Source organism: Streptomyces caatingaensis, assembly GCF_001187435.1.
GTDB lineage: Bacteria > Actinomycetota > Actinomycetes > Streptomycetales > Streptomycetaceae > Streptomyces > Streptomyces caatingaensis.
Window position 1 is genome coordinate 271,442 of record NZ_LFXA01000013.1, and the last position, 19,770, is coordinate 291,211.

14 protein-coding genes are annotated in these 19,770 nt (G+C 72.6%); 13 read left to right on the forward strand and 1 reads right to left on the reverse strand.

What is annotated here, in order from left to right; genetic code table 11:
* The first annotated feature begins 390 nt into the window (after positions 1–390).
* The 11 genes from AC230_RS20550 (at position 391) to AC230_RS20600 (ending at position 15,529) form a co-directional block, all read left to right on the forward strand.
* Complete coding sequence (locus tag AC230_RS20550; RefSeq protein ID WP_049717832.1) at positions 391–1,692, forward strand: hypothetical protein; 1,302 nt, start codon at positions 391–393, stop codon at positions 1,690–1,692.
* A gap of 436 nt (positions 1,693–2,128) precedes the next feature.
* Positions 2,129–3,202: a selina-4(15),7(11)-diene synthase gene (locus AC230_RS20555; RefSeq protein ID WP_241833303.1), complete on the forward strand. Its 1,074-nt coding sequence runs from the start codon at positions 2,129–2,131 to the stop codon at positions 3,200–3,202.
* Positions 3,203–3,224: 22 nt separating this feature from the next.
* Positions 3,225–4,559 (forward strand): cytochrome P450, encoded by a 1,335-nt coding sequence (locus tag AC230_RS20560; protein ID WP_049717761.1) that lies wholly within the window; start codon positions 3,225–3,227, stop codon positions 4,557–4,559.
* A gap of 694 nt (positions 4,560–5,253) precedes the next feature.
* On the forward strand, positions 5,254–6,315 hold the full coding sequence (locus AC230_RS20565; RefSeq protein ID WP_053161303.1) for a radical SAM/SPASM domain-containing protein: 1,062 nt from the start codon (positions 5,254–5,256) through the stop codon (positions 6,313–6,315).
* An 86-nt stretch (positions 6,316–6,401) separates the two neighbouring features.
* Complete coding sequence (locus AC230_RS20570; RefSeq protein ID WP_157868620.1) at positions 6,402–7,574, forward strand: adenosylhomocysteinase; 1,173 nt, start codon at positions 6,402–6,404, stop codon at positions 7,572–7,574.
* A complete protein-coding gene (locus AC230_RS20575) occupies positions 7,571–8,731 on the forward strand; it encodes an NAD(P)-dependent oxidoreductase (protein WP_049717763.1) in 1,161 nt (386 codons plus the stop codon). Before AC230_RS20570 ends, AC230_RS20575 begins: the two co-directional genes overlap by 4 nt.
* Complete coding sequence (locus AC230_RS20580; protein WP_049717764.1) at positions 8,728–9,765, forward strand: NAD(P)-dependent oxidoreductase; 1,038 nt, start codon at positions 8,728–8,730, stop codon at positions 9,763–9,765. The genes AC230_RS20575 and AC230_RS20580 overlap by 4 nt, the downstream gene beginning before the upstream one ends.
* Positions 9,765–11,975, forward strand: coding sequence for a carbamoyltransferase C-terminal domain-containing protein (locus AC230_RS20585; RefSeq protein ID WP_049717765.1), 2,211 nt, complete (start codon positions 9,765–9,767; stop codon positions 11,973–11,975). Before AC230_RS20580 ends, AC230_RS20585 begins: the two co-directional genes overlap by 1 nt.
* Before the next feature lie 43 nt (positions 11,976–12,018).
* Positions 12,019–13,482 carry an adenosylhomocysteinase gene (gene ahcY, locus AC230_RS20590; RefSeq protein ID WP_049717766.1) on the forward strand — a complete coding sequence of 488 codons (1,464 nt, stop codon included), beginning with the start codon at positions 12,019–12,021 and terminating at the stop codon, positions 13,480–13,482.
* Entirely contained in the window at positions 13,482–14,825 is a 1,344-nt protein-coding gene (locus AC230_RS20595; protein WP_049717767.1) for a cytochrome P450, read from the forward strand. The genes ahcY and AC230_RS20595 overlap by 1 nt, the downstream gene beginning before the upstream one ends.
* Positions 14,822–15,529 (forward strand): histidine phosphatase family protein, encoded by a 708-nt coding sequence (locus AC230_RS20600; RefSeq protein WP_053161306.1) that lies wholly within the window; start codon positions 14,822–14,824, stop codon positions 15,527–15,529. The genes AC230_RS20595 and AC230_RS20600 overlap by 4 nt, the downstream gene beginning before the upstream one ends.
* Here the strand turns inward: AC230_RS20600 and AC230_RS20605 are convergent.
* Positions 15,490–17,046, reverse strand: coding sequence for a DHA2 family efflux MFS transporter permease subunit (locus tag AC230_RS20605; protein WP_049717768.1), 1,557 nt, complete (start codon positions 17,044–17,046; stop codon positions 15,490–15,492). The genes AC230_RS20600 and AC230_RS20605 overlap by 40 nt on opposite strands.
* Positions 17,047–17,358: 312 nt before the next feature.
* On the opposite strand from AC230_RS20605, the gene AC230_RS20610 reads away from it, so the two are divergent.
* Together AC230_RS20610 and AC230_RS20615 are read left to right on the forward strand one after the other, a co-directional pair.
* Positions 17,359–17,682: a hypothetical protein gene (locus tag AC230_RS20610; RefSeq protein WP_157868621.1), complete on the forward strand. Its 324-nt coding sequence runs from the start codon at positions 17,359–17,361 to the stop codon at positions 17,680–17,682.
* An 820-nt stretch (positions 17,683–18,502) separates the two neighbouring features.
* On the forward strand, positions 18,503–19,765 hold the full coding sequence (locus AC230_RS20615) for an MFS transporter (RefSeq protein WP_049717770.1): 1,263 nt from the start codon (positions 18,503–18,505) through the stop codon (positions 19,763–19,765).
* Positions 19,766–19,770 lie beyond the last annotated feature (5 nt).

The window sequence follows — 19,770 nt, forward strand, 5'->3', positions numbered from 1 at the left end:
GATTCCGGAGTGCACGAATTGGCCGAATTCCATGGCTATTTGATGGCGGTCGGCCGCGTCGGCAGATCATGAGGAACTGGTCCGGCACTCACTGATTGCCGGAGGCGTGGCAGCAGATTCAGGACCAAGCAGCCATCTCCACACTGATTGCGGCGGACTGTATCTCCGCACATGAAATTCTGCTGAACCCGTTCAGGGCAAGCCTGCCGAACAGTCCATGACAGGCCACGGGCTGCGCCCCGAAACCGACCGATTCCGTCATCGCCACTCCGCCGCCGCCGACGCTACGTTCACCCTGATCAAGAACCGCCCACCCTCACACCGACCACACCACTGGCCGGGACTCCCACCTGCCCCAACGCGGAGCCTGGTCCGAGGGGGATGAGCACGATGCGTCATTCACGATCGTCCGGTCTCTGGAGAAGAGGGCTGCCAGTCCTCACCGCGCTCGCCGCCTCCGCGTTCGCCGCTGCAACGGCGACGGCCGCTCCGCCCGCGGCGGCTCCGGCCGCGGTCAAACCGGCCACTCCGGCGGCCGGTCAGCCCAAACTCGGCGATTCCTGTACGTCGGCCGACCTCGGCAAGCGCTACCCGTACATCAAGTCCACGCAGGTCGTTCCGACGATCACGCATTTCAAGGGCTGGTACGTCACCGAGGGGTCGACAGGCTCCCAGACGATCGAGACCAGCACACAGACCGTCGTCACCGTCCAGGTCGGCCTCTCCGCCAACATCCAGGGCAGCTTCCAGGTCGAGCTGCTCGGCCAGGTGGGCGGGAGCCTGGGCCTGAACGTGCAGATGTCCTCCAGTACCACCAGCAGCCAGTCCAAGTCCATCTCCTGGGACTTCCGCAGGCCCGGCTACTACGGCGTCTATGAGGGAACCCGCAAGGTCACCGGGCGGTACGGCAGCCTGAACTGCAACCGCGTCGACACCGGCAACGGCACCTACGCCACCACGTGGGTCGATGGGCCCGGGAGCGGCAGTTACACCACCTACACCACCCTCGAAGAAGGCGCGGTCCGCTGCGAGGACACCGTCCCGGCCAACAGCATCATGCGCAAGGCACAGGATCTCCTCGACTGCGGCTCCCCCGCCGCCACCGCGAAGCACCCGGCCGGACCGGTTCCCTCGGCCAAGGCCGACCAGGCCAAGCACGACGCCGGCAACGCCGCCACAGCCGCCAAGGACCCCCAGCGGATGAAGGCCGCCCAGGCGGCCAAGCCCGCCCCGCGCGCCGCCCTGAACTGCCAACCCGCCGCCTACAGGATCGACGTCCCCGGCAAGCCCCTGAACTGGAGCGCACCGCTCCTGGCCAACGACGGCATCCGTCTGCGCCAGTCCAATTGGACCAGTGCCCACCTGGACAACTGGCGGCTGTGCGATGTGACGGAGAACAACGGGATCATCGAGGCGACCCTGTGGAACTGGGGCAACGGCGGTTGCGCGACCATCCCGGCGGACATCGCCAACGTGGAACAGGCATACCTGACGACGGCCACCTGCGGTGAGGACGACCTCCAGCGGTTCTCCATCTACCGCGACGTACCCGGCAGCTCGAAGATCGGTGTGCAGAACAAGTACACCGGCTCCATGATGGGCTACGACCGCTACGCGGATGGGGAGTTGATCCGCCAGTACTCCAGTGGCAGGCAGGACGGGACGGGTACGTTCGCCCTGACCGCAGTCTGACGGCCCCACCAAGTGAGCGCGGCCCGGCACGTGAACCCCCGGCCTCCCGGCGGTTCCGTGCGGGGCCCTCCGCTCTCTACCCCGAGTCCAGTCCCGGGGACCGGTGCCCGCGGCTGAACGTCCCGCGCTGCACCGCGACCTCGGTGCCGTCGGCCCCCAGCCGCCTGTCCGGACCTCCCGGCCACCCCTCTCCCCAGCAGAACGAGGCCGTCCCCGCAACGGCGCAGAGGGCGTACACCCCTCCCCTCGGTGTGCATCCATGCGCCCCGCGGGTCGGGGCTGCGCGCTTGCCACGGTGGAGTTTTGCTGAGGGAGAGGGAGAAGGACTTCGGGCGGATGCGAGCGACATCGCCGTGCCGGAGGGGAGGGCGATGTGTCGTGTCCGGGCGGGTATCCCGCTGCGGGACGAGTCGTGGTCTGTGAGGAGGGGGAGGCGGTGGCGCCTGGGCAGGTGCTCCCCGCGCAGCTGGGCCGGGTGACGATCTCGGCGCTGTACTCACCGTTCGTGTCGGCCATCCACCCGGCGCACGCGGCCGTCGATCAACGGAGCGCGGCGTGGGTGGAGCGCTTCGGCATCGGCACCTTGCCGCAGCGGCAGGAGCTGGCGGGGCAGGGTTTCGGAACGCTGGCCGCGCGGATGCTGCCCGAGGCGGACGAAGCCTTCGTCCAGGTGGTCGCGGATTTCATGTGCTGGCTGTGCGGGGTGGACGACGGGTACTGCGAGGACGACGAGCTGGGGAGCGACCCGGGGTGGCTGGCGGGTGCCTTCTCCCGGCTGCTGAGGGTCGCGCAGCACCCGGACAGCGACGTGCTCCGTGGCGACCGGCTCGCCGCGGGGCTGCGGGACGTGCGGCGGAGGGCCGAGGCGTACGCCCCGCCGAGCGGGGTGGCGCGCTGGGTGGACGGCCTGCGGGAGTACTTCCTGGCGGTGGTGTGGGAGGCCGAGCACCGGCGGCGCCGGGTCGTGCCGGGGCTGGGCGACTACACCCTGATGCGGCTCTACGACGGCGCCGTTCCCGCGATCTGGCGCCTCATGGAGACCAACCCCGCCCACCGGCTCGACGCCGATGTGCGCGATGCCCGTGCGGTGCGGGCGGTGACCGAGATGGCGCAGTTCGTCATCTGCTGGGACAACGACTTGTTCTCGCTGCACCGGGAGAGCCGGACAAGTCGCCACCGGCTCAACGCCGTCAGCGTCCTCGCCCACGAGCGGTCGCTGTCCGCACCGGCGGCCGTGCGGGAGTGCGTCGCCCAACGGGACCGTGTCCTGTGCCGCTATCTGCACCTGCGCGACCGGCTCGCGGCCGCCGACGGCGGCCCGGGACTGGGGACGCATCTGGGGATGCTGGACTCCTTCATCCGCGGCGGCCAGGACTGGAGCATCACCACCAGCCGCTACACCACCCCCGACGCCCCCGCGCCGCTGCCCGCCGCCTTCACCGACCGCCCCTCCGACAGCAGTGATGAGCCGCTCGCCATCCCCGCCATCTCCTGGTGGTGGTCTCTCTAGCGCCTACGGAGGAAGGTGCGCCATGCTCCGCGGTCTCGAGCAGATGCCCACAGCCCCCGGCCGCCTGCCGCTGCTCGGTCACGCCCTGCCCCTGCGGCGCGACCCCCTCGGCTTCCTCAGGAGCCTCCAGAACGCCGGGAAACTGGTCCGTATCGACATCGGCGCCCTGCCCGTCGTCTTCGTCGCCTGCCCCGACCTGATCCAGGCGGTGACCACCCGGCAGGCCCGCGGCTTCGAAAAGGGGCGGTTCCACCAGCTGATGCGGCCCATGCTCGGCAACGGCCTGGGCACCGCCGACGCCCGTACCCACCGCGCGCACCGCAGGCTGATCCAGCCGATGTTCCACAACGACCGCATCACCGCTTACTGCCGGATCATCGGTGAGCGGGCCCGCGAGCTCGCCCAGTCCTGGACGCCGGGCCAACTCATCGCGGTGGAGAAGGAGATGAGGACGTTCGCGGTCGGCACGCTGACGGCGACCCTGTTCCCCACCGGTGTCGCCGGGAACGGACACCGGGCGCTCGCCGAAGCGGTCGGCTCGGGTCCCGCCCGGCATCACGCCATGCTCATGCGGGCGGTGACGCCCGCCTTCCTTGACCGCCTGCCCAGCTCGCCGAACCGCCGCTTCCACGCAACCGCGAAGCGGCTGCACCGGGCCGTCGACGACCTCATCACCACCGCCCGGCACAACCCGCCCTCGGACCGGACCGACCTGCTGTCCGCCCTGCTCGCCTCGCCCCTGACCGACACCGAGGTACGCGACGAACTCGTCACCCTGCTCTTCGCCGGCACCGAAACCGTGGCCTCCACCCTCGCCTGGGCCTTCCATGAGATCGCCCGGCACCCGCGGGTCGAGGAACGGATCGTCGCCGAACTCGACGCCGTGCTCGGGACGCCCCCGTCTCCGGTGGGGAGCCACCAGCTGCCCCGACTCGCGTACACCCGCCGCGTCTTCGAGGAGACACTGCGTCTGCACAGCATCACCCTGCTCATGCGCCGCGCCACTGAACCCGTCGACCTCGGCGGCTACGCCCTCCCGCCAGGCACGGAACTGGCCTTCAGCCCTTACGCCCTCCACCGCGACGCCCGCCTCTTTCCCCACCCGGATCGCTTCGATCCCGACCGGCCCGCGCGCGCCCTTCTGCCTCCGGGGTTCATCCCCTTCGGAGCCGGGAACCGCAAATGCGTCGGCGACACGTACGCCGTCACCGAGAGCGTGATCACCCTGGCCACGGTCCTGGCCCGCTGGCATCTCGCGCCCGTCGCCGGCCACACGCCCAGACCCTCTCCCGCCGGCATGCCCCACCCCGACCATCTGCCCATGACCGCCCACCCCCGCCGAGCGGAGCGTCCCTGACCGCGAGCCCACATCCCGCTCGCACCGGACCACGGTGGCGCACACCACGGCGTCCCGCCCCTGGGCGAGCGGCACGCGGCCCTCGGGCGCGCAGGCGGTACGCACCACCGGCGCTTCACCGAATGTGCCCGGCCCGACAACACCCCGGAGGCCCCGAGCCGGCACCGGACCCGCCGACGCCCGGCGGCGGCCGCGTCTCCCATGGCCGCGCCCCGCTCCCGGCCGCGACACCCCCCAAGCCGCTTAGGTAAGGCATACCTAAATGGATCAACCTACGACGCAGGGCACATCCAGCACAATCGGGATTCGGCCGCAGTGCACGAAAAGTGGACAAGACGGGTCGTCAATTCCCCGGCGAACGCCATGAGTAGGCGCCTGATCAGCGAATCCGTGCGGTGAGGCGACGCCTCGCGAGCGCCGGCGGCCGTCGACGGCCACCACGCCCACCCGGCTTCAACCATCACCTTTGCCCGGCTTTGCCCCCGTACGCCCTCCGGAAGAGTGCTCCCGGCACTCGCCCAGGGCAGCGACCGGAACACCTCTCTCCTCATACGAAGCAGCGCCACTAGCCTCGAAAAAGCGTGAGGGGTACATGGATCGGCCGCATTCGCCTGCGCAGAGCGCCTGTTGACGAGTCCGCCGAAAGTCTTACCCCGGCCGGGTTTCCTTCCGTACAGCAGTACAGGGAGTGCCGATGGAAGCGTTCATACCCACGGAGAGCGTCACCGCAGCGCCCCGTGACCGCACCCGGGTCCACTACAAGCGGTTCCACAACATCTACCTCTACATCACCGAGAAGTGCCAACTCCGCTGTGGCCACTGCTACATGGGCGACCGGCTGGAGCGCGGCCTGTCGCTGACGTACGAGCGCGCGACCAAGATCATGGACTACTGCCGCACACTGGGCGGCGAGTACATCACCTTCCTCGGCGGGGAGCCCACGCTCCACCCCGAGCTGCCCCGGATGGTCGACTACGCCCTCGACCAGGGCTACCGCCAGGTCATGATCAACTCCAATGGCCTGCTGGAGCGCACCATCGACAAGATCGCCCCGGAGAAGCTGCACTACATCTCCTTCAGCCTGGACGGCGCGAGCCCGGCCACCCACGACGCGATCCGCGGCGAGGGCATGTTCGACAAGACCGTGCCGTGCATCCGCGAGACCATCGCCGCGGGCTACGACGTCCGCCTGATCTGCACCATCTCCCAGCTCAACATCGACGACGCGGAGCCGCTGCTCGCGCTCGCCGACGAACTCGGCGTGAAGATGGTCAACTTCCACGTCTTCTCCGAGGAGGGACGCGGCATCGCCAACGCCGAGGACTGGTCGCTCTCGCCGCAGCGCTGGATCGACTTCTACGAACACCTGGAGTCGATCAAGGACGACTACAAGACGTCCATCTGGTACCCGCCGACCTACGCCCACGCCAAGAAGCTCGACCGCTACATCGACGAGGGCTACCGCGGCTGCGTCGGCTGCTCGCTCGACCGCCTGTCGATCTTCCCCGACGGCCGCTGCTACGTGTGCTCGGTGCTCTTCGACGAGCCGATGCACTTCGCGACGATGACCGACCGGGGGCTCCGGCTCAACCGCCAGCACAACGAGTTCGAGCTGTTCACCCAGGCCACCTTCCAGGCCAAGGACGAGCCGTGGCTCAGCGGCTGCCCGGCCGAGACGGTGCTCGCCAAGAACGGCAAACCCCAGACCCCCGACGGGCTGGTGTCCATGTGCCGGCTGTGGAAGTCGCAGGCGTGAACGGGGCGACGAACGCGGTGACTTCCCCGTCCCTGCCCGGTTCCCCGGCCCCGGCCCCTTCCTCGTCCCCCTCCTCCCCCGCACCCGTGCCCCCGCCCGCCCCCACCCCCGCCTCCGAGCGCGCCCGGGTCAAGCTGGCCTGGCGCCAGATGCCCGTCCTGACCGCGCTGCGCCGCAGGTTCCGCCCCGAAAAACCCCTGCGCGACGTACGGATCGCCGCCGCCCTGCACATCAGCGCGGAGAGCGCCCACCTGCTGGTCTCCCTCAAGGACGCCGGCGCACAGCTCCTCCTGTTCCCGTCCGACCCGCGCACGGTCGACCCGGGCGCCGTGGCCGAGCTGGAGCGGCTGCGCGCGGTGCGCGTGCTTCCCGGGGAACCCGGTGCGCTCCCCGAGGAGTTGGACCGGTTCCGCCCGCAGCTCTTGATCGACAACTCGACGCTCCTGGGCGTATGCCGTCGATCACCCCGGGCAGCAGGCGAGTTGGCGGGCGCCACGGTGCACTCGCGCAGCGGACTGCGGACGGTCCGCGAGCTGCTGGCCGAGGAGCCCGACCGGCCTCCCGTACCCGTGATCGCCATGGCGGACAACCCGCTCAAGAGCGCCATAGAGACGCCGATGGGCACCGGCCAGTCCACCGCCGCCGCGCTCATCAGGGCGACGGGGATGCAGCTCGGCGGGAAGCGGGTCGTGGTCATCGGGTACGGCACGGCGGGAGCCGGCATCGCCGCCTACCTCTCGGCGCTGCGGGCACGGGTGACGGTGGTGGACGTCTCGGCCGTGGCGTGCCTGCGGGCCGTCGCCGCCGGGTACGGCATCGACTCGCTGACGGGGGCGCTGAGTTACGCCGACGCCGTCATCGTCGCCAGCGGCACGCACGACGTCATCACCGGCCCCGACCTGGACCTGCTCCAGGACGGCGCGGTGCTCGGCAACATCGGGCACTATCCGGACGCCATCGACGTCCCGGCGCTGCGGGCCGCGGCCAAGAAGGTGCTGCCGGTGGCGCCCGGTCTGGAGGAGTACCAGCTGCCGGGCAAGTCGCTCTACCTGCTGGGCGGCGGCGCGCAGTTCAACCATGTCTGCGGGGACGGCAACGCGGGCGAGATGATGGACCTCTCGCTCTCCCTGCACGCGCTGTGCACGGTCCGCCTGTGGGAGCGGCGCGGCCAACTGCCGCCGGGGCTGGGCGAGATGCCCGGCGAGCTGACGGACGCCGTGGCCCGCGCCAAGCTCCGGTCCCTGGGGTACGTCGCATGACCCGCACACCTCCCGCGGCCGCCCGCCCCGTCATGCCCGTTCTGTCGTCCCTGGAGCGGGACTTCGGCGACCGCGGCCCGCTGGCCGGTCGCCGGGTGGCCGCCGCGCTCAACGTCACGCCGGAGGCCGGTGGCCTGGTGCGGGTGCTGGTGGCGGGCGGCGCCCGGGTCACCGTCGTCTCCTCCAAGACCACGACCTTCGACGCCGGGGCGGCGAAGGAGATGACCGAGCTGGGCGCCGAGGTATGGGCCGCCCCGGTGCAGCAGTCCGCCGCAACCGCCCGCGCCGTGCTGACGGCGGCGCCGGACCTGGTGCTGGACAACGGCGAGTTCGCCCGGCTCTGGAGCCGGACGCCGCAGCCGCCGCCGGTGACCGGCGGCACCGCGCACTCCCGGAACGCGGTCAAGAACCTGGGGGCGCTCGGCGGCGACCTGCCGTTCCCGCTGCTCTCCGTCTTCGGTTCCCCGCTGAAGGCCGCTGTGGAGACCGCGCACGGCACCGGGCAGGCCGCCCTGCGCGGACTGCTCGACGCGGGCGTCCTGCTGGCGGGCAAGAACGTCCTGGTGGTCGGGTTCGGCGTCACCGGACGGGCGGTCGCCGACTACGCCCGGGGGTGCCACGGCCGGGTCGCGGTGGCCGAGGTCTCACCGGTGGCCGCGCTGCGTGCCGTCTACGAGGGCCACCGCCTGGTGCCGCTGGACCAGGGCCTGCCGGCGGCCGACGTGGTCCTCACCGTCACCGACTCCGCCCGGGTGCTCACCCTGGAGCGGCTGCGCGCGCTCAAGGACGGCGCGGTGGTCGGCGGCATCGGCCACTCCCGGGAGGAGATCGACCGCGCGGCACTCGACGGCGCCGCCACCGAACGCCGCGCCGGGCCCGGCCGGATCACCTACCTCCTGGACGGCAAGCACCTCACGCTGCTGGAGGGGCCGGGGCACAACCACGTCTTCGCCGGGATCAACCCGCCGGAGATGATGGACGTCTCCCTCGCCCTGCACGCCCTGTGCCTGGCGCACCTCGCGGGGCTCGGCACGACGCGGCTGCCCCGGCGCCTGCTGCCGGTCCCGGACGCGGTCGACGCCGAGGTCGCCCGGCGCAAGCTCACCGCGCTCGGACACGACTGGCCCGCCGCCGCGGAAGAAGGGAGCACCGGGTGAACGTGCTGGTCTGCGGCGCCGTCAGCGCACTGGGGGAACGGGTGCTGCGCGACGAACTCGCCCCGCCCCCCTACCACCTGGAGTTCACCGACGACACCGACCCGCTGCGCGCCGAGCGGCTCGCCCGGTGCGAGGCGGTGCTGGTCGACCAAGCCCCCCTCACCGAGGCGGACTTCGCGCGGATGACGCGCCTGCGCCTCGTCCAGCGCCTGGGGCGCGGACAGTTCGACATCTCCGGCGAACTCGCCGCCGCCCGCGCCCGGGGCGTCCCGGTGGCCCACAACCGCTCGGGCTTCGCGGCGCGCGCCACCGCCGAGCACACGGTCATGGTGATCCTCGCGCTGCTGCGGCAACTGCCGGACGCCGACGCGTTCGTACGGTCAGGGCAGTGGCGTGAGGCCGGCGGCTCCCACCGCTTCGACGCGGCGACCCGGCAGTTGGACGGCGCCTCGGTCGCGCTCGTGGGCATGGGCCGCGTCGGGCGGGCCACCGCCCGGCTGCTGGCCGCCTTCGGGGCCGAGGTGGCCTACTGGTCGCGCACCCGCCTCGCCCCCGGGGAGGAGCGGGACCTGGCGGCCGTCCACCGGCCCCTCGACGAGCTGCTGGCCGCCGCCGACGTCGTCAGTCTGCACATCCGCCCCGACCCCGCCGCGCCCTTCGTCTTCGACACCCGGCTCTTCGGCCTCATGCGCCCCGGCGGATACTTCGTCAACACCTCGCGCGGCACGCTCGTCGACGAGCACGCGCTGGCCGGGGCGCTGCGGGCCGGTCACCTGGCGGGGGCCGCGCTGGACGTCTTCACCACCGAGCCCCCCGGCCCGTCCTCCCCGCTGGACGGGTCCCCCCATCTGCTGCTGACACCCCATATCGCCGGTCGCACCCGGGAGGTCGCCGAGATGTACTTCCGCTCCGCCTGCGCCAACATCCACCGGCTCCGGGCCGGACACCCCCTGCGGGACCTCGTGGACCCCGTGGCCCCCGTACGGCCCGGGGCACCGGCCGGGCGGGCGCGCACCGCGCAGGGCGGGTTCTGATGCTCGTCCTGGGGATCAACTTCGGCTTCCACGACCCCTCGGCCGCGCTGCTGGAGGACGGCCGGCTGCTGGCCATGGCCGAGCAGGAGCGGTTCAGCCGCCGCAAGCGGGCCCGCCTGGAGATGCCGATCGAGGCCGTCCAGTCCTGCCTGCGGCAGGCCGGGGCACGGGCCGGCGACGTCGAGGCCGTCGCCACCGGCTGGGACGTCGCCCGCTTCGACCCGCCGCTGCCGCCCGCGCCCTGCCTGGAGCTGGACAACGCCCTGCCGGCCGACTTCGCCCGCCCGCTGCGCCCCACGGTGGTGCCCGTGGCCCACCACATGGCCCACGCCGCCAGCGCCCTGTGGTCCAGCGGCTTCGACGAGGCGGCGATCGTGGTGGTGGACGGGCAGGGCGAGCGCGAGTCCAGCTCCGTGGCGTACGGGGACGCGGACGGCATCCGCATCCTGGCGAGCTACCCGGTCAACGCCTCCCTCGGGCACTTCTACCGCGCGGCCACCCAGTACGCGGGGCTGGAGTCGCCCGCCTCGCGCGGCGAGGGCAAGCTGATGGGCCTGGCCGCCTACGGACGCGCCGAGGCCTCCGCCGCGCGGGAGACGATGCCCCTGATCACCGAGGACGGCGGCCCCGCCCTGGCGGCCGGGGTCCGGGTGCCGCACACCGCCGACACCCGCACGGAGATGCGCGCCGCGCTGCTGGACTGGTGGCGCCGCACCGCCTTCCCGTACGTGGCGGGCCACGGGGAGGAGCAGATGGCCTACGCGCACTTCGCCGCCGCCGCGCAGGCCGCCCTGGAGGAGGCGCTGCTCGAACTCGCCCGCACCGCCCGCCGGTCGACCCGCAGCGGCCGCCTGGTCGTCGCCGGCGGCGTGGCCCAGAACTGCTCCGCCAACGCCCGGATCGCCGCCAGCGGCCTCTTCGACGCGTACTACTTCCTGCCCGTCGCCCACGACCCCGGGGTGAGCCTGGGCGCGGCCCTGCACACCGCGCACGCCCACGCCCGCGCCACCGGTGGTCCCTTCGCCCCCACCCGGATCGACCACGCCTACTGGGGGCCCGGCGCCACCGACGCCGAGATCGCCGACGCCCTGTCGGCGGGCGGCCTGACATCGGTGCGGCTGTCGGACGCCGAGCTGACCGGCTATGTCGCCGCCGCCCTGGCCGCGGGGCGGATCGTCGGCTGGTTCTGCGGCCGGGCGGAGATCGGCCCCCGGGCCCTGGGCGCCCGCAGCGTGCTCGCCGACCCGCGGGACCGGCGGATCGTCTCCCGGCTCAACCGGATCAAGGGGCGGGAGATCTGGCGGCCGCTGGCGCCCAGCGTGCTGTCGGAGCGCTTCGACGACTATTTCGACGCCGCGCACCGCTCCCCCTTCATGAACGTGTCGGCGACGGTACGGCCCGAGGTGCGCTCCCGCATTCCGGCGGTGGTGCACGTGGACGGCAGCGCGCGCCCGCAGGCGGTGGACCGCGCGCACGCCCCGCGCTACTGGGCGCTGATCCGGCGCTTCGAGGAACTGACCGGGGTCCCGGTCCTCCTCAACACCTCCTTCAATCTGGCGGGTGAGCCGATCGTCAACTCCCCCGGGACGCGGTCCGTACCTTCCTGGGCAGCGAGCTGGACCTGCTCGTCCTGGACGGCCGGCTGGCCGCCAAGGACCCGGCGCTGCTGCCCGGGCCCCCGGCCGGCCCGGTCACGGCCGCGCGCGGCTCCCGGGCCGGGGAGGACCCCCGGCCCGAGGCCGCCGAGGTCACCTGAGGTGATCGCGGCCGTCTGGCTCCTCCTGGTGCGCGACGGCAACGTGCTGCTCTCGCGCCGGCGCGGCACCGGCTACCGGGACGGCTGGCTGAGCCTGGTCGGCGGTCATCTGGAGGACGACGAGAGCGTGTACGGCGGGGCCGCCCGGGAGGCCCGGGAGGAGGTCGGTGTGACGGTGCGGCGCCGGGAGGTCGAGGTGGTGTCGGTCGTGCACCGCCTGGAGGGCGGCAGCCGCGTCGACTTCTTCGCCGTCTGCGGGCGCTGGACGGGCGAGGTGTCCAACGCCGAGCCGCACAAGTGCGCCGGGCTGCTGTGGAGTCCGCTCGACGCGCTGCCCGCCGACGTCGTCCCGTACATGCGCGCCGCGATCGTCAACTACCGCGCCGGGTGCTGGTTCACCAGTCGCGGGTGGCCGGACTCTTTCCCCAACTCCCTTGATCACACCGCCTATTGATCTATCGTCGCAGCACATTGACGACACGAGAGGACCCGCACCGATGACCGCCGATCGACTGCAGATCCGCAACGGCGTCGAATTCGCCGTCGCCGACCTGTCCCTGGCCGAGTTCGGCCGCAACGAGATCCGGCTCGCCGAGCACGAGATGCCCGGACTGGTCGAGCTGCGCCGCGAGTACGGCGACGCCCGCCCGCTCCGGGGCGCGCGGATCTCCGGCTCGCTGCACATGACGGTCCAGACGGCCGTGCTGATCGAGACCCTGGTCGCGCTGGGCGCCGAGGTGCGCTGGGCCTCCTGCAACATCTTCTCCACCCAGGACCACGCGGCCGCCGCCGTCGTCGTCGGCCCCGACGGCACACCCGAAGCGCCCGCCGGCGTACCGGTGTTCGCGTGGAAGGGCGAGAGCCTCGAAGAGTACTGGTGGTGCACCGAGCAGATGCTGACCTGGCCGGGCGACCGCGGCCCGACGGCGATCGTCGACGACGGCGGCGACGCGACCCTGCTCGTCCACAAGGGCGTGGAGTACGAGAAGGCCGGCGCGGTGCCGCAGCCCGGGCCGGACGACTCCGAGGAGTGGCGGGCCTTCCTGGAGCAGCTGCGCGGTTCCCTGGCCGCGCACGGCTCACGGTGGAGCCGGGCGGCGGACGAGATCCTGGGCGTCAGCGAGGAGACGACGACCGGCGTGCACCGGCTGTACCACCTGGCGGACGCGGGCGAGCTGCTGTTCCCGGCCATCAACGTCAACGACTCGGTGACCAAGTCGAAGTTCGACAACCGCTACGGCATCCGGCACTCCCTCATCGACGGCATCAACCGGGGAACCGACGTGCTGATCGGCGGCAAGGTCGCCGTGGTCTGCGGCTACGGGGACGTCGGCAAGGGGTCCGCCGACTCGCTGCGCGGGCAGGGCGCCCGGGTGATCGTCACCGAGATCGACCCCATCTGCGCGCTCCAGGCCCAGATGGACGGGTACGAAGTGGCCTCCCTGGACAGCGTCGTGGACCGGGCCGACATCGTCATCACCACCACCGGCAACAAGGACGTGGTGCGCCTGGAGCACATGGCCCGGATGAAGCACCAGACCATCCTGGCGAATATCGGCCACTTCGACAACGAGCTGGACATGGCCGGTCTGGCGCGGGTGCCGGGCATCCGGCGCATCACCGTCAAGCCGCAGGTGGACGAGTGGCGGTTCCCGGACGGGCACTCCATCATCGTGCTCGCCGAGGGGCGGCTGGTGAACCTGGGCAACGCGACCGGCCACCCGTCGTTCGTGATGTCCTGTTCGTTCGCCAACCAGGTCATCGCGCAGATCGAGCTGTTCACGGCGCGCGAGAAGTACGAGCGCCAGGTGTACCGGCTGCCCAAGGAGCTGGACGAGAAGGTGGCCCGGATCCACGTGCGGGCGCTCGGCGGCGAGCTGACCGAGCTCACCGAGGAGCAGGCCGCCTACATCGGCGTGCCGGTGCAGGGTCCGTACAAGCCCGAGCACTACCGCTACTGATGGCCCGGTCCTCCGGCCCTCCCGGATCCGGCGGGCCCGTCGAACGGTACGACACCGACGTCGACTTCGGCTCGGCCGAGTACGGGCAGCGGTGGCAGGACCTCTACCGTGAGCTGCGGGAGCGGTGCCCGGTGGCCCACTCCCCGCACCACGGCGGGTTCTGGGTGGTCTCCAGCGGCGCGGCGGTCGCCGCGGTCGCCGGGGACGACGCCACCTACTCCTCCGACCACGACCCGGAGGGCGCGCGCGGCGGCTTCCGGGGCGTGGGCGTCCCCTTCTCCTCCGGGACGCGCAGCATCCCGCAGGAGGTGGATCCGCCGGAGTTCCACCGCTACCGGCGCGTCCTGGCACCGCGCTTCTCCCGTACGGCGTGCGAGGTGTGGCGGCCGTGGCTGGCCGACCTCGCCACGGCGCTGCTCGACGAGCGGATCGGGACGGGGCGGATCGACTTCGTCGGCGACCTGGGATTCCCGCTGCCCGCCTGCTTCGTGGTCGCCTGGCTCGGCCTGCCCGCGCAGGACTGGCGGGAGCTGACCCACCCGTTCCACACCCTCGTCTCCGCCGCCCCCGGCAGCGCGGAGCACCGTGCGGCGGGACGGCTCCTGGAGGACGTGCTCGCCCTGCTCCGGGAGGTCGTGGCCGACCGGCGGCGGGCGCCGCGGGGCGACCTGATCAGCCATCTGACGCGGCGGGGCACGGGCCTGTCCGACGACGAGGTCGTCAGCATCTGCCAACTGCTGTTCTTCGGCGGCGCGGACAGCACCACCGCCCTCCTCGGCCGCAGCCTGGAGTGGCTCGGCCGCCACCCGGACGAACGCCGACGGCTGCGCGAGGAACCGGAGTTGACGGACAGGGCGACCGACGAGTTCCTGCGCTACTTCTCCCCCATCCACTTCAACGCCCGGACCGTGACCCGGGAGACGGAGCTGGGCGGCCGCCGGCTGCGGGCCGGGGACCGCGTCCTGATCTCCTGGGCCGCGGCCAACCACGACCCGGCGACGGTGGAGAACCCCGAGCGGCTGGTCGTCGACCGGGCCCCCAACCGCCACCTGGCCTTCGGCGTCGGCATCCACCGCTGCCTGGGCGCGCACTTCGCCCGGCTGATGTTCGAGACGATGCTCTCGGCCGTCCTGGAACGGATGCCCGCGTACGAGGTGGACCTCGCGGGGGCCACCGACTACCCCTCGGTGGGACAGGTCAACGGGTTCGCCGCCCTGCCCGCGACGTTCGCCCCGGGCCCCCGCGTGGGCACCGGCCTGGAAGCGGTGCTCGCCTCACCGCCCGCCGTCCCGCCCGGACCGGACGGCACGCCGTCCCGCCCCGGCCCGGGGCCCGCGGCGTGAACCGGGACGCACCCACGGAACTGCTGCTCGTCCGCCACGGCGAATCGCAGAGCAGCAGGTCGGGCACGGTGGGCGGGCCGCTCGGCTGTCGCGGTCTGACGGCGCACGGGCGCCGGCAGACCGGGCGGCTGGCCCGGCGGCTGCGCGCCGAGCACGCCCGCCGGCCGCTCGACGCCCTGTACGCCGCCTCGCACCTGACGCGCGTCCAGCAGAGCGCCCGTCTCGTCTCCGCGGCGCTGGGGCTGGACGTCGTCACGGAACCCGGCCTGCGCGAGGCGGACATGGGGGCGGCCGACGGGCGGCCCTGGCGCGAGGTGGTGGCCGCCTTCGGCGGAGCCCCGGCGCTGCGCCCCGAGCGGCCGCTGGCCCCCGGCGCGGAGAGCTGGGGCGCCTACCTGCGCCGGGTACGGGCCGCCCTGGACCGGCTGCTCGAACGGCACGCCGGGCAGCGCGTCCTGGTCGTCGGGCACGGCGAGACCGTCGCGGCCGTCAGCCAGATCCTGCTGCGGCTGCCCGCCGACGTCCGCGCGCACACCGCGTTCGTCTCGCACCCCACGGGGCTGACGCACTGGGCGCGCCGGCCGCTGCCGTGGCCGCCCGTGCCCGGCAGCGCCCTGGGGTGGGCGCTGCTGTGCCACAACGACACCTCTCACCTGCCGGCGGATCATCTGCCGGCGGAGCCGGCCGTCTCGGCGACCTCCTGATCCCGGCCGCCGTCCGGGCCGCGGTAGCGGCCGGGGAGGAAGAGCCCGGCGACGACCGCCACGGCGCAGACGGCCGCGGCGCCCCAGAACGTCTGCCCGAAGGCGTGCGCGAGCGGCCCGGCCACGTGCGGGTCGTCGGCGACGCTCGGCGGGCCGGACGCCGCGTCGGCCCCCGGAACCGCCGCGGCGATGCGGTTCTGGAGCAGCAGCGCCAGCCCCGCCGTGCCGACCGCGCCGCCGAGCTGGAGCAGGACGTACAGGGCGCTGGTGGCGCGGGCGGCGACCGCGCCGTCGATCACCTGGTAGGCGGCGCCGAGCGCGGGTGCGAAGGTGGCTCCCGTGCCGACTCCGCGCACCAACAGCCAGAAGGCCAGCCACAGTTGGCCGCTCTCCGCGTCGATCTGCGTATAGGCCAGGGTGCCGACGCCGGCCAGGGCCATGCCGACAGGGACGACGCCGCGCGCCCCGAAGCGGTCGGTGAGGCGGCCGACGAACGGCAGCACCAGCGCCGCCCCCAGGCCCTGCGGCGCCACGACCAGCCCGGCGTGCACCGGGCCCTCGCCCCTGGCGATCTGGTCGAACAGCGGCAGGAGGAACAGCCCGCTGTTGACCGTGAACCCCAGGAGGAAGAGCGTCACCGTGCACAGCGCGAACCGGCGGTTGCGGAAGAGCCTGAGGTCGATGAGCGGCTCGGCGGCGGTGCGCAGCGCGTGGACCGCGTAACCGGTCAGCAGCGCGGCGCCGACGGCGAGCGGCACGATCACCGCAGGCGAGCCCGCCGCGGCGCCCGCGCCCGCCTGCGAGAGGCCGTAGACGAGGACCCCCAGGCCCGGGGAGAGCAGCGCGAAGCCCGGGGCGTCGAAGCGCGCGGTGCTCCTGGCGGTGCCGGCAGGCGTGGGCGCGGGGGCGCTGTCCGGGTGGTCGGCGGGTACCGTGCGGCGGGCCAGCAGCAGCGCGGCCGCGCCGATCGGCAGGTTGAGGAAGAACAGCCAGCGCCAGCCCGCGAGTTCGACGATCCCGCCGCCGAGGACCGGCCCGAAGACGGGGGCGAGCATCATCGGGATCTGCACCAGGCTCATGACCCGGCCCACCCTGCGCGGCCCGGCCGTGCGCGCGATCAGCGTCTGTGCCACGGGCTCGATCAGCCCGCCGGCGAACCCCTGCACGACGCGGAAGACGATGAGGCTCTCCGCCGACCACGCGAGTCCGGACAGCGCGGAGGCGAGGAGGAACAGCGCCAGGCAGGCCGTCCACATCCGCTTGCCGCCGAACCGGTCGACCGCCCACCCCGACAGGGGGATGGCCGCGGCCATCGCGAGCATGTACCCGGCGCCGATCCACTGGATGGTGGTCAGCGGCGACCGGAGACTGCCCGCGATCCGGTCCACGCCGACGCTGACGATCGTCGTGTCCAGCAGGGCGAGGAAGGCACCGAGGATCAGCACCCCGCAGGCCAGCACCAAGGACCGGTCGACCCGTTCCTCCGCCGCCCCGTCCCCCTCACGCGCTTCGACCATGGAACGCAACCTCCGCTCTACGACCTTGAGTTCATGAGACCTCGGGCGCGGAGCTCGCCCGAGGCAACCTTAGACGATCGCGGCGTGGATCCCGGCCGGGCGCGGTGGGGGGAGGCAGCGCAGGGGGCGGTGCCCGGTGGGGCGCACGAGCGACAACGGGGCGGCCCGCGAGGCGGGGCGGACGGAATCGGAAACTTCGCTTTCGGCTGTGCAGAATGCTCGGTTGGCCGATTCCTTTCGTGACAGCACCATCCGGCGCTCATAAGGTCGGCGCACACGTCTCGCGCACCTTTTCGCACCCCGGAGGATGAGTTGGCGAAGCGAATCGCGATGGGAGTTTCCGCCGTCGCACTGATGGGATCGAGTCTCCTCGTGGCGCCGGCGGCGGCCGAGGCCGCCACCCAGGAAGCGTCCGTCCAGGCCGGCTGCCAAACCTGGTACGACAATGCGGGGCCCGGCGGAGCGCGGCGCTTCCACGCCAAGTGCGCGGGAACCCGCCTGCACGTGAAGGCATTCATCTACTGCAGCGACGGTTCGTACTCCGAAGGTCCGTGGCGATTCGAGTACCAGAAGGCCGAATGCCCCTCCGGAGTCAGAGGCGGATCAGGCTGGTACGAGAAGAGGAAGGTGGAGTGACACGCTCCCGCCTTTCTTTCCGCCTGGAATGCGGGTCCTCGGCCAATACCGGCCGGGGCCCCGCATTCTTTATGCGAGGGCCGCGGGGTCCGCGGTGCCGTGCGGCGGCCGCCACCGGGGCGCGCCCCCGGAACAACCCGGCCCCCGAGTGTGGCGCCCGCTCTCCCCGCCGAGGGGGCCGTCGGCCCCTTCGGCGGGGAGCGGTCGAAGACTTTCGAATGCCGATACCGGGCGGCGCATTCATATGAGAGAAGCATCGCTTTCCGGCCAGCACCCCGTTCAAAATTGAACGGTTGACGTGAGTCGATCAGCCGTGCGCTATATTCGACGAGGCGCCGCGTCCGTGAGGGAACGTCAGACCGACGTTCACACGGAACGCGCGTGGGGTGCGGTATTCACCGCACCCCGGAAGCGGGCCTCGAGCCACCCATTCTCGTGGGCCCCCGCGCCCACGCAGTGTCTTCGTCAACCCTAGGCAAGGCCACATGTCCGTCCACCCGCCATCGGACCCGTTACCGTCGTTCCCCGCTCACCACCCGCCTTCCGCGCGCCCGCTTTTCCGCGCGCCGGCCGGCCCGCTTTCCCGGGGCCGCGTCCCACTGCACCGGTGGCCCCACCGGCGCCCCCACCTTCTTCTCTTCTCCCCGTGAGGAACGACGCGGGACCACTCCGCGACGCGGGCCGCGCATGACGGCAGCCGCTCTCCTCATCTCGTCGCAGTGCCGACGACATCACCTTTCCCTCCGTTCCGACCGTGTGCCTGTGGGGGCGCTCTCTTCCCGGTCGGCGGACCATGAATCGCAAGGGAATTAGCCCTCCTGTGAACCCTGTTGATACGGACGTACGCGACCGCGCCCGTCCGCTGTTGATACGCAACCACGACTTCGCCCGGGTGTGGGGTGCGCAACTGCTGAGCCAGAGCGCGACCCGCATGTACCAGATGGCCGTCATGTGGTGGCTCCTCGGCGAGGTCACCGCGGACGGACGCGGCCTCGCCTCCGGCCTGCTGCTGGCCTGCGCGGCGCTGCCGCCCGTGCTGTGCGCCCCGTGGATCGCCCGCGCGATAGCCCGGCACCCCAGTCGCGGCGTGCTGCGGTCGTCGGTGTCGGCGGCCGCCGTGCTGGCAGCCGCGATCGCCGCGTACGCCGCCCCGGCCGACCTCCCGCTGCTCGCCGTCTACCCGGTGATGCTCGGACTGGCCGCCTGCCAGGCCCTGTTCGACCCGTGCCTGTCCAAGGCCGTACCGGAGCTGGTCGACGACGCGGACATCGAGGACGCCACCGCCTTCGAGCAGTCGACGTTCTCCATGGTGGGCATGGCGGGCGCGCTGCTCGGCGCCGCGCTCGTCGAACAGGTCGGCCTGGCGGGCGTGGCGGCGGCCGGGGCGCTGGCCTACCTCGGCGCGGCCCTGCTGGTGACCCGCGCCCGCTTCACCCCCCTCCCCGCGGCGGACGACGAGGGGACACAGGGCGGACTCGCCCGGACCTGGCGGATGCTGGCCGGACTGCCCTTCATCCGCCTGGCGCTGATCTGCTTCGCGGCGGCCAACTTCTTCATCAACGCGACCTTCCTCGTCCTGCCGCTGTACACCAAGAACGTCCTGGACGCGCCGGCCCTCACCCTGGGCGTGCTGGAGGGCTCCCTCTGGCTGGGCATGCTGCTCGGCATCTTCACCGGCGGCCGGCTGCCGGGCCACCCGGGCCACATCGGCGCCGCGTGCATCGCCCTGTTCGGCGCCTCCCTGATCCTGCCCGGACTCGTCGCCGACCGCGAGCTGTTCGTGGCGTGCCTGATCGTCGCGGGCTGGGCGGTCGGAGCGACGAACGTGGTGTTCGTGGCGCTGTTCCAGCGCAGCGTGCCGGCGGCGGCGCGGCCGGCCTTCTTCGCCGCGATGCTCGCGCTGCTCGGGGCGAGCTTCCCGCTGGCCGCCCTCGCCTTCGGCCTCATCGGCGACGTGGTGTCGCCCCAAGTCCTGTGCCTGACACAGGCGGTGGGCCTGCTGCCCGTCGCCGCGCTGCTCTTCGCCCGCGCGCGCTCGGCGGCCGGGACCGACGACGAGGCGTCCGCGACCGACGCCCGCTGAAACCG

Bases quoted from the DNA above. Each gene is read 5' to 3' on its own strand.
- AC230_RS20550 (WP_049717832.1), top strand. From the start codon at position 391: ATGCGTCATTCACGATCGTCCGGTCTCTGGAGAAGAGGGCTGCCAGTC.
- AC230_RS20560 (WP_049717761.1), top strand. From the start codon at position 3,225: ATGCTCCGCGGTCTCGAGCAGATGCCCACAGCCCCCGGCCGCCTGCCG.
- AC230_RS20565 (WP_053161303.1), top strand. From the start codon at position 5,254: ATGGAAGCGTTCATACCCACGGAGAGCGTCACCGCAGCGCCCCGTGAC.
- AC230_RS20575 (WP_049717763.1), top strand. From the start codon at position 7,571: ATGACCCGCACACCTCCCGCGGCCGCCCGCCCCGTCATGCCCGTTCTG.
- AC230_RS20585 (WP_049717765.1), top strand. From the start codon at position 9,765: ATGCTCGTCCTGGGGATCAACTTCGGCTTCCACGACCCCTCGGCCGCG.
- ahcY (WP_049717766.1), top strand. From the start codon at position 12,019: ATGACCGCCGATCGACTGCAGATCCGCAACGGCGTCGAATTCGCCGTC.
- AC230_RS20595 (WP_049717767.1), top strand. From the start codon at position 13,482: ATGGCCCGGTCCTCCGGCCCTCCCGGATCCGGCGGGCCCGTCGAACGG.
- AC230_RS20605 (WP_049717768.1), bottom strand. From the start codon at position 17,046: ATGGTCGAAGCGCGTGAGGGGGACGGGGCGGCGGAGGAACGGGTCGAC.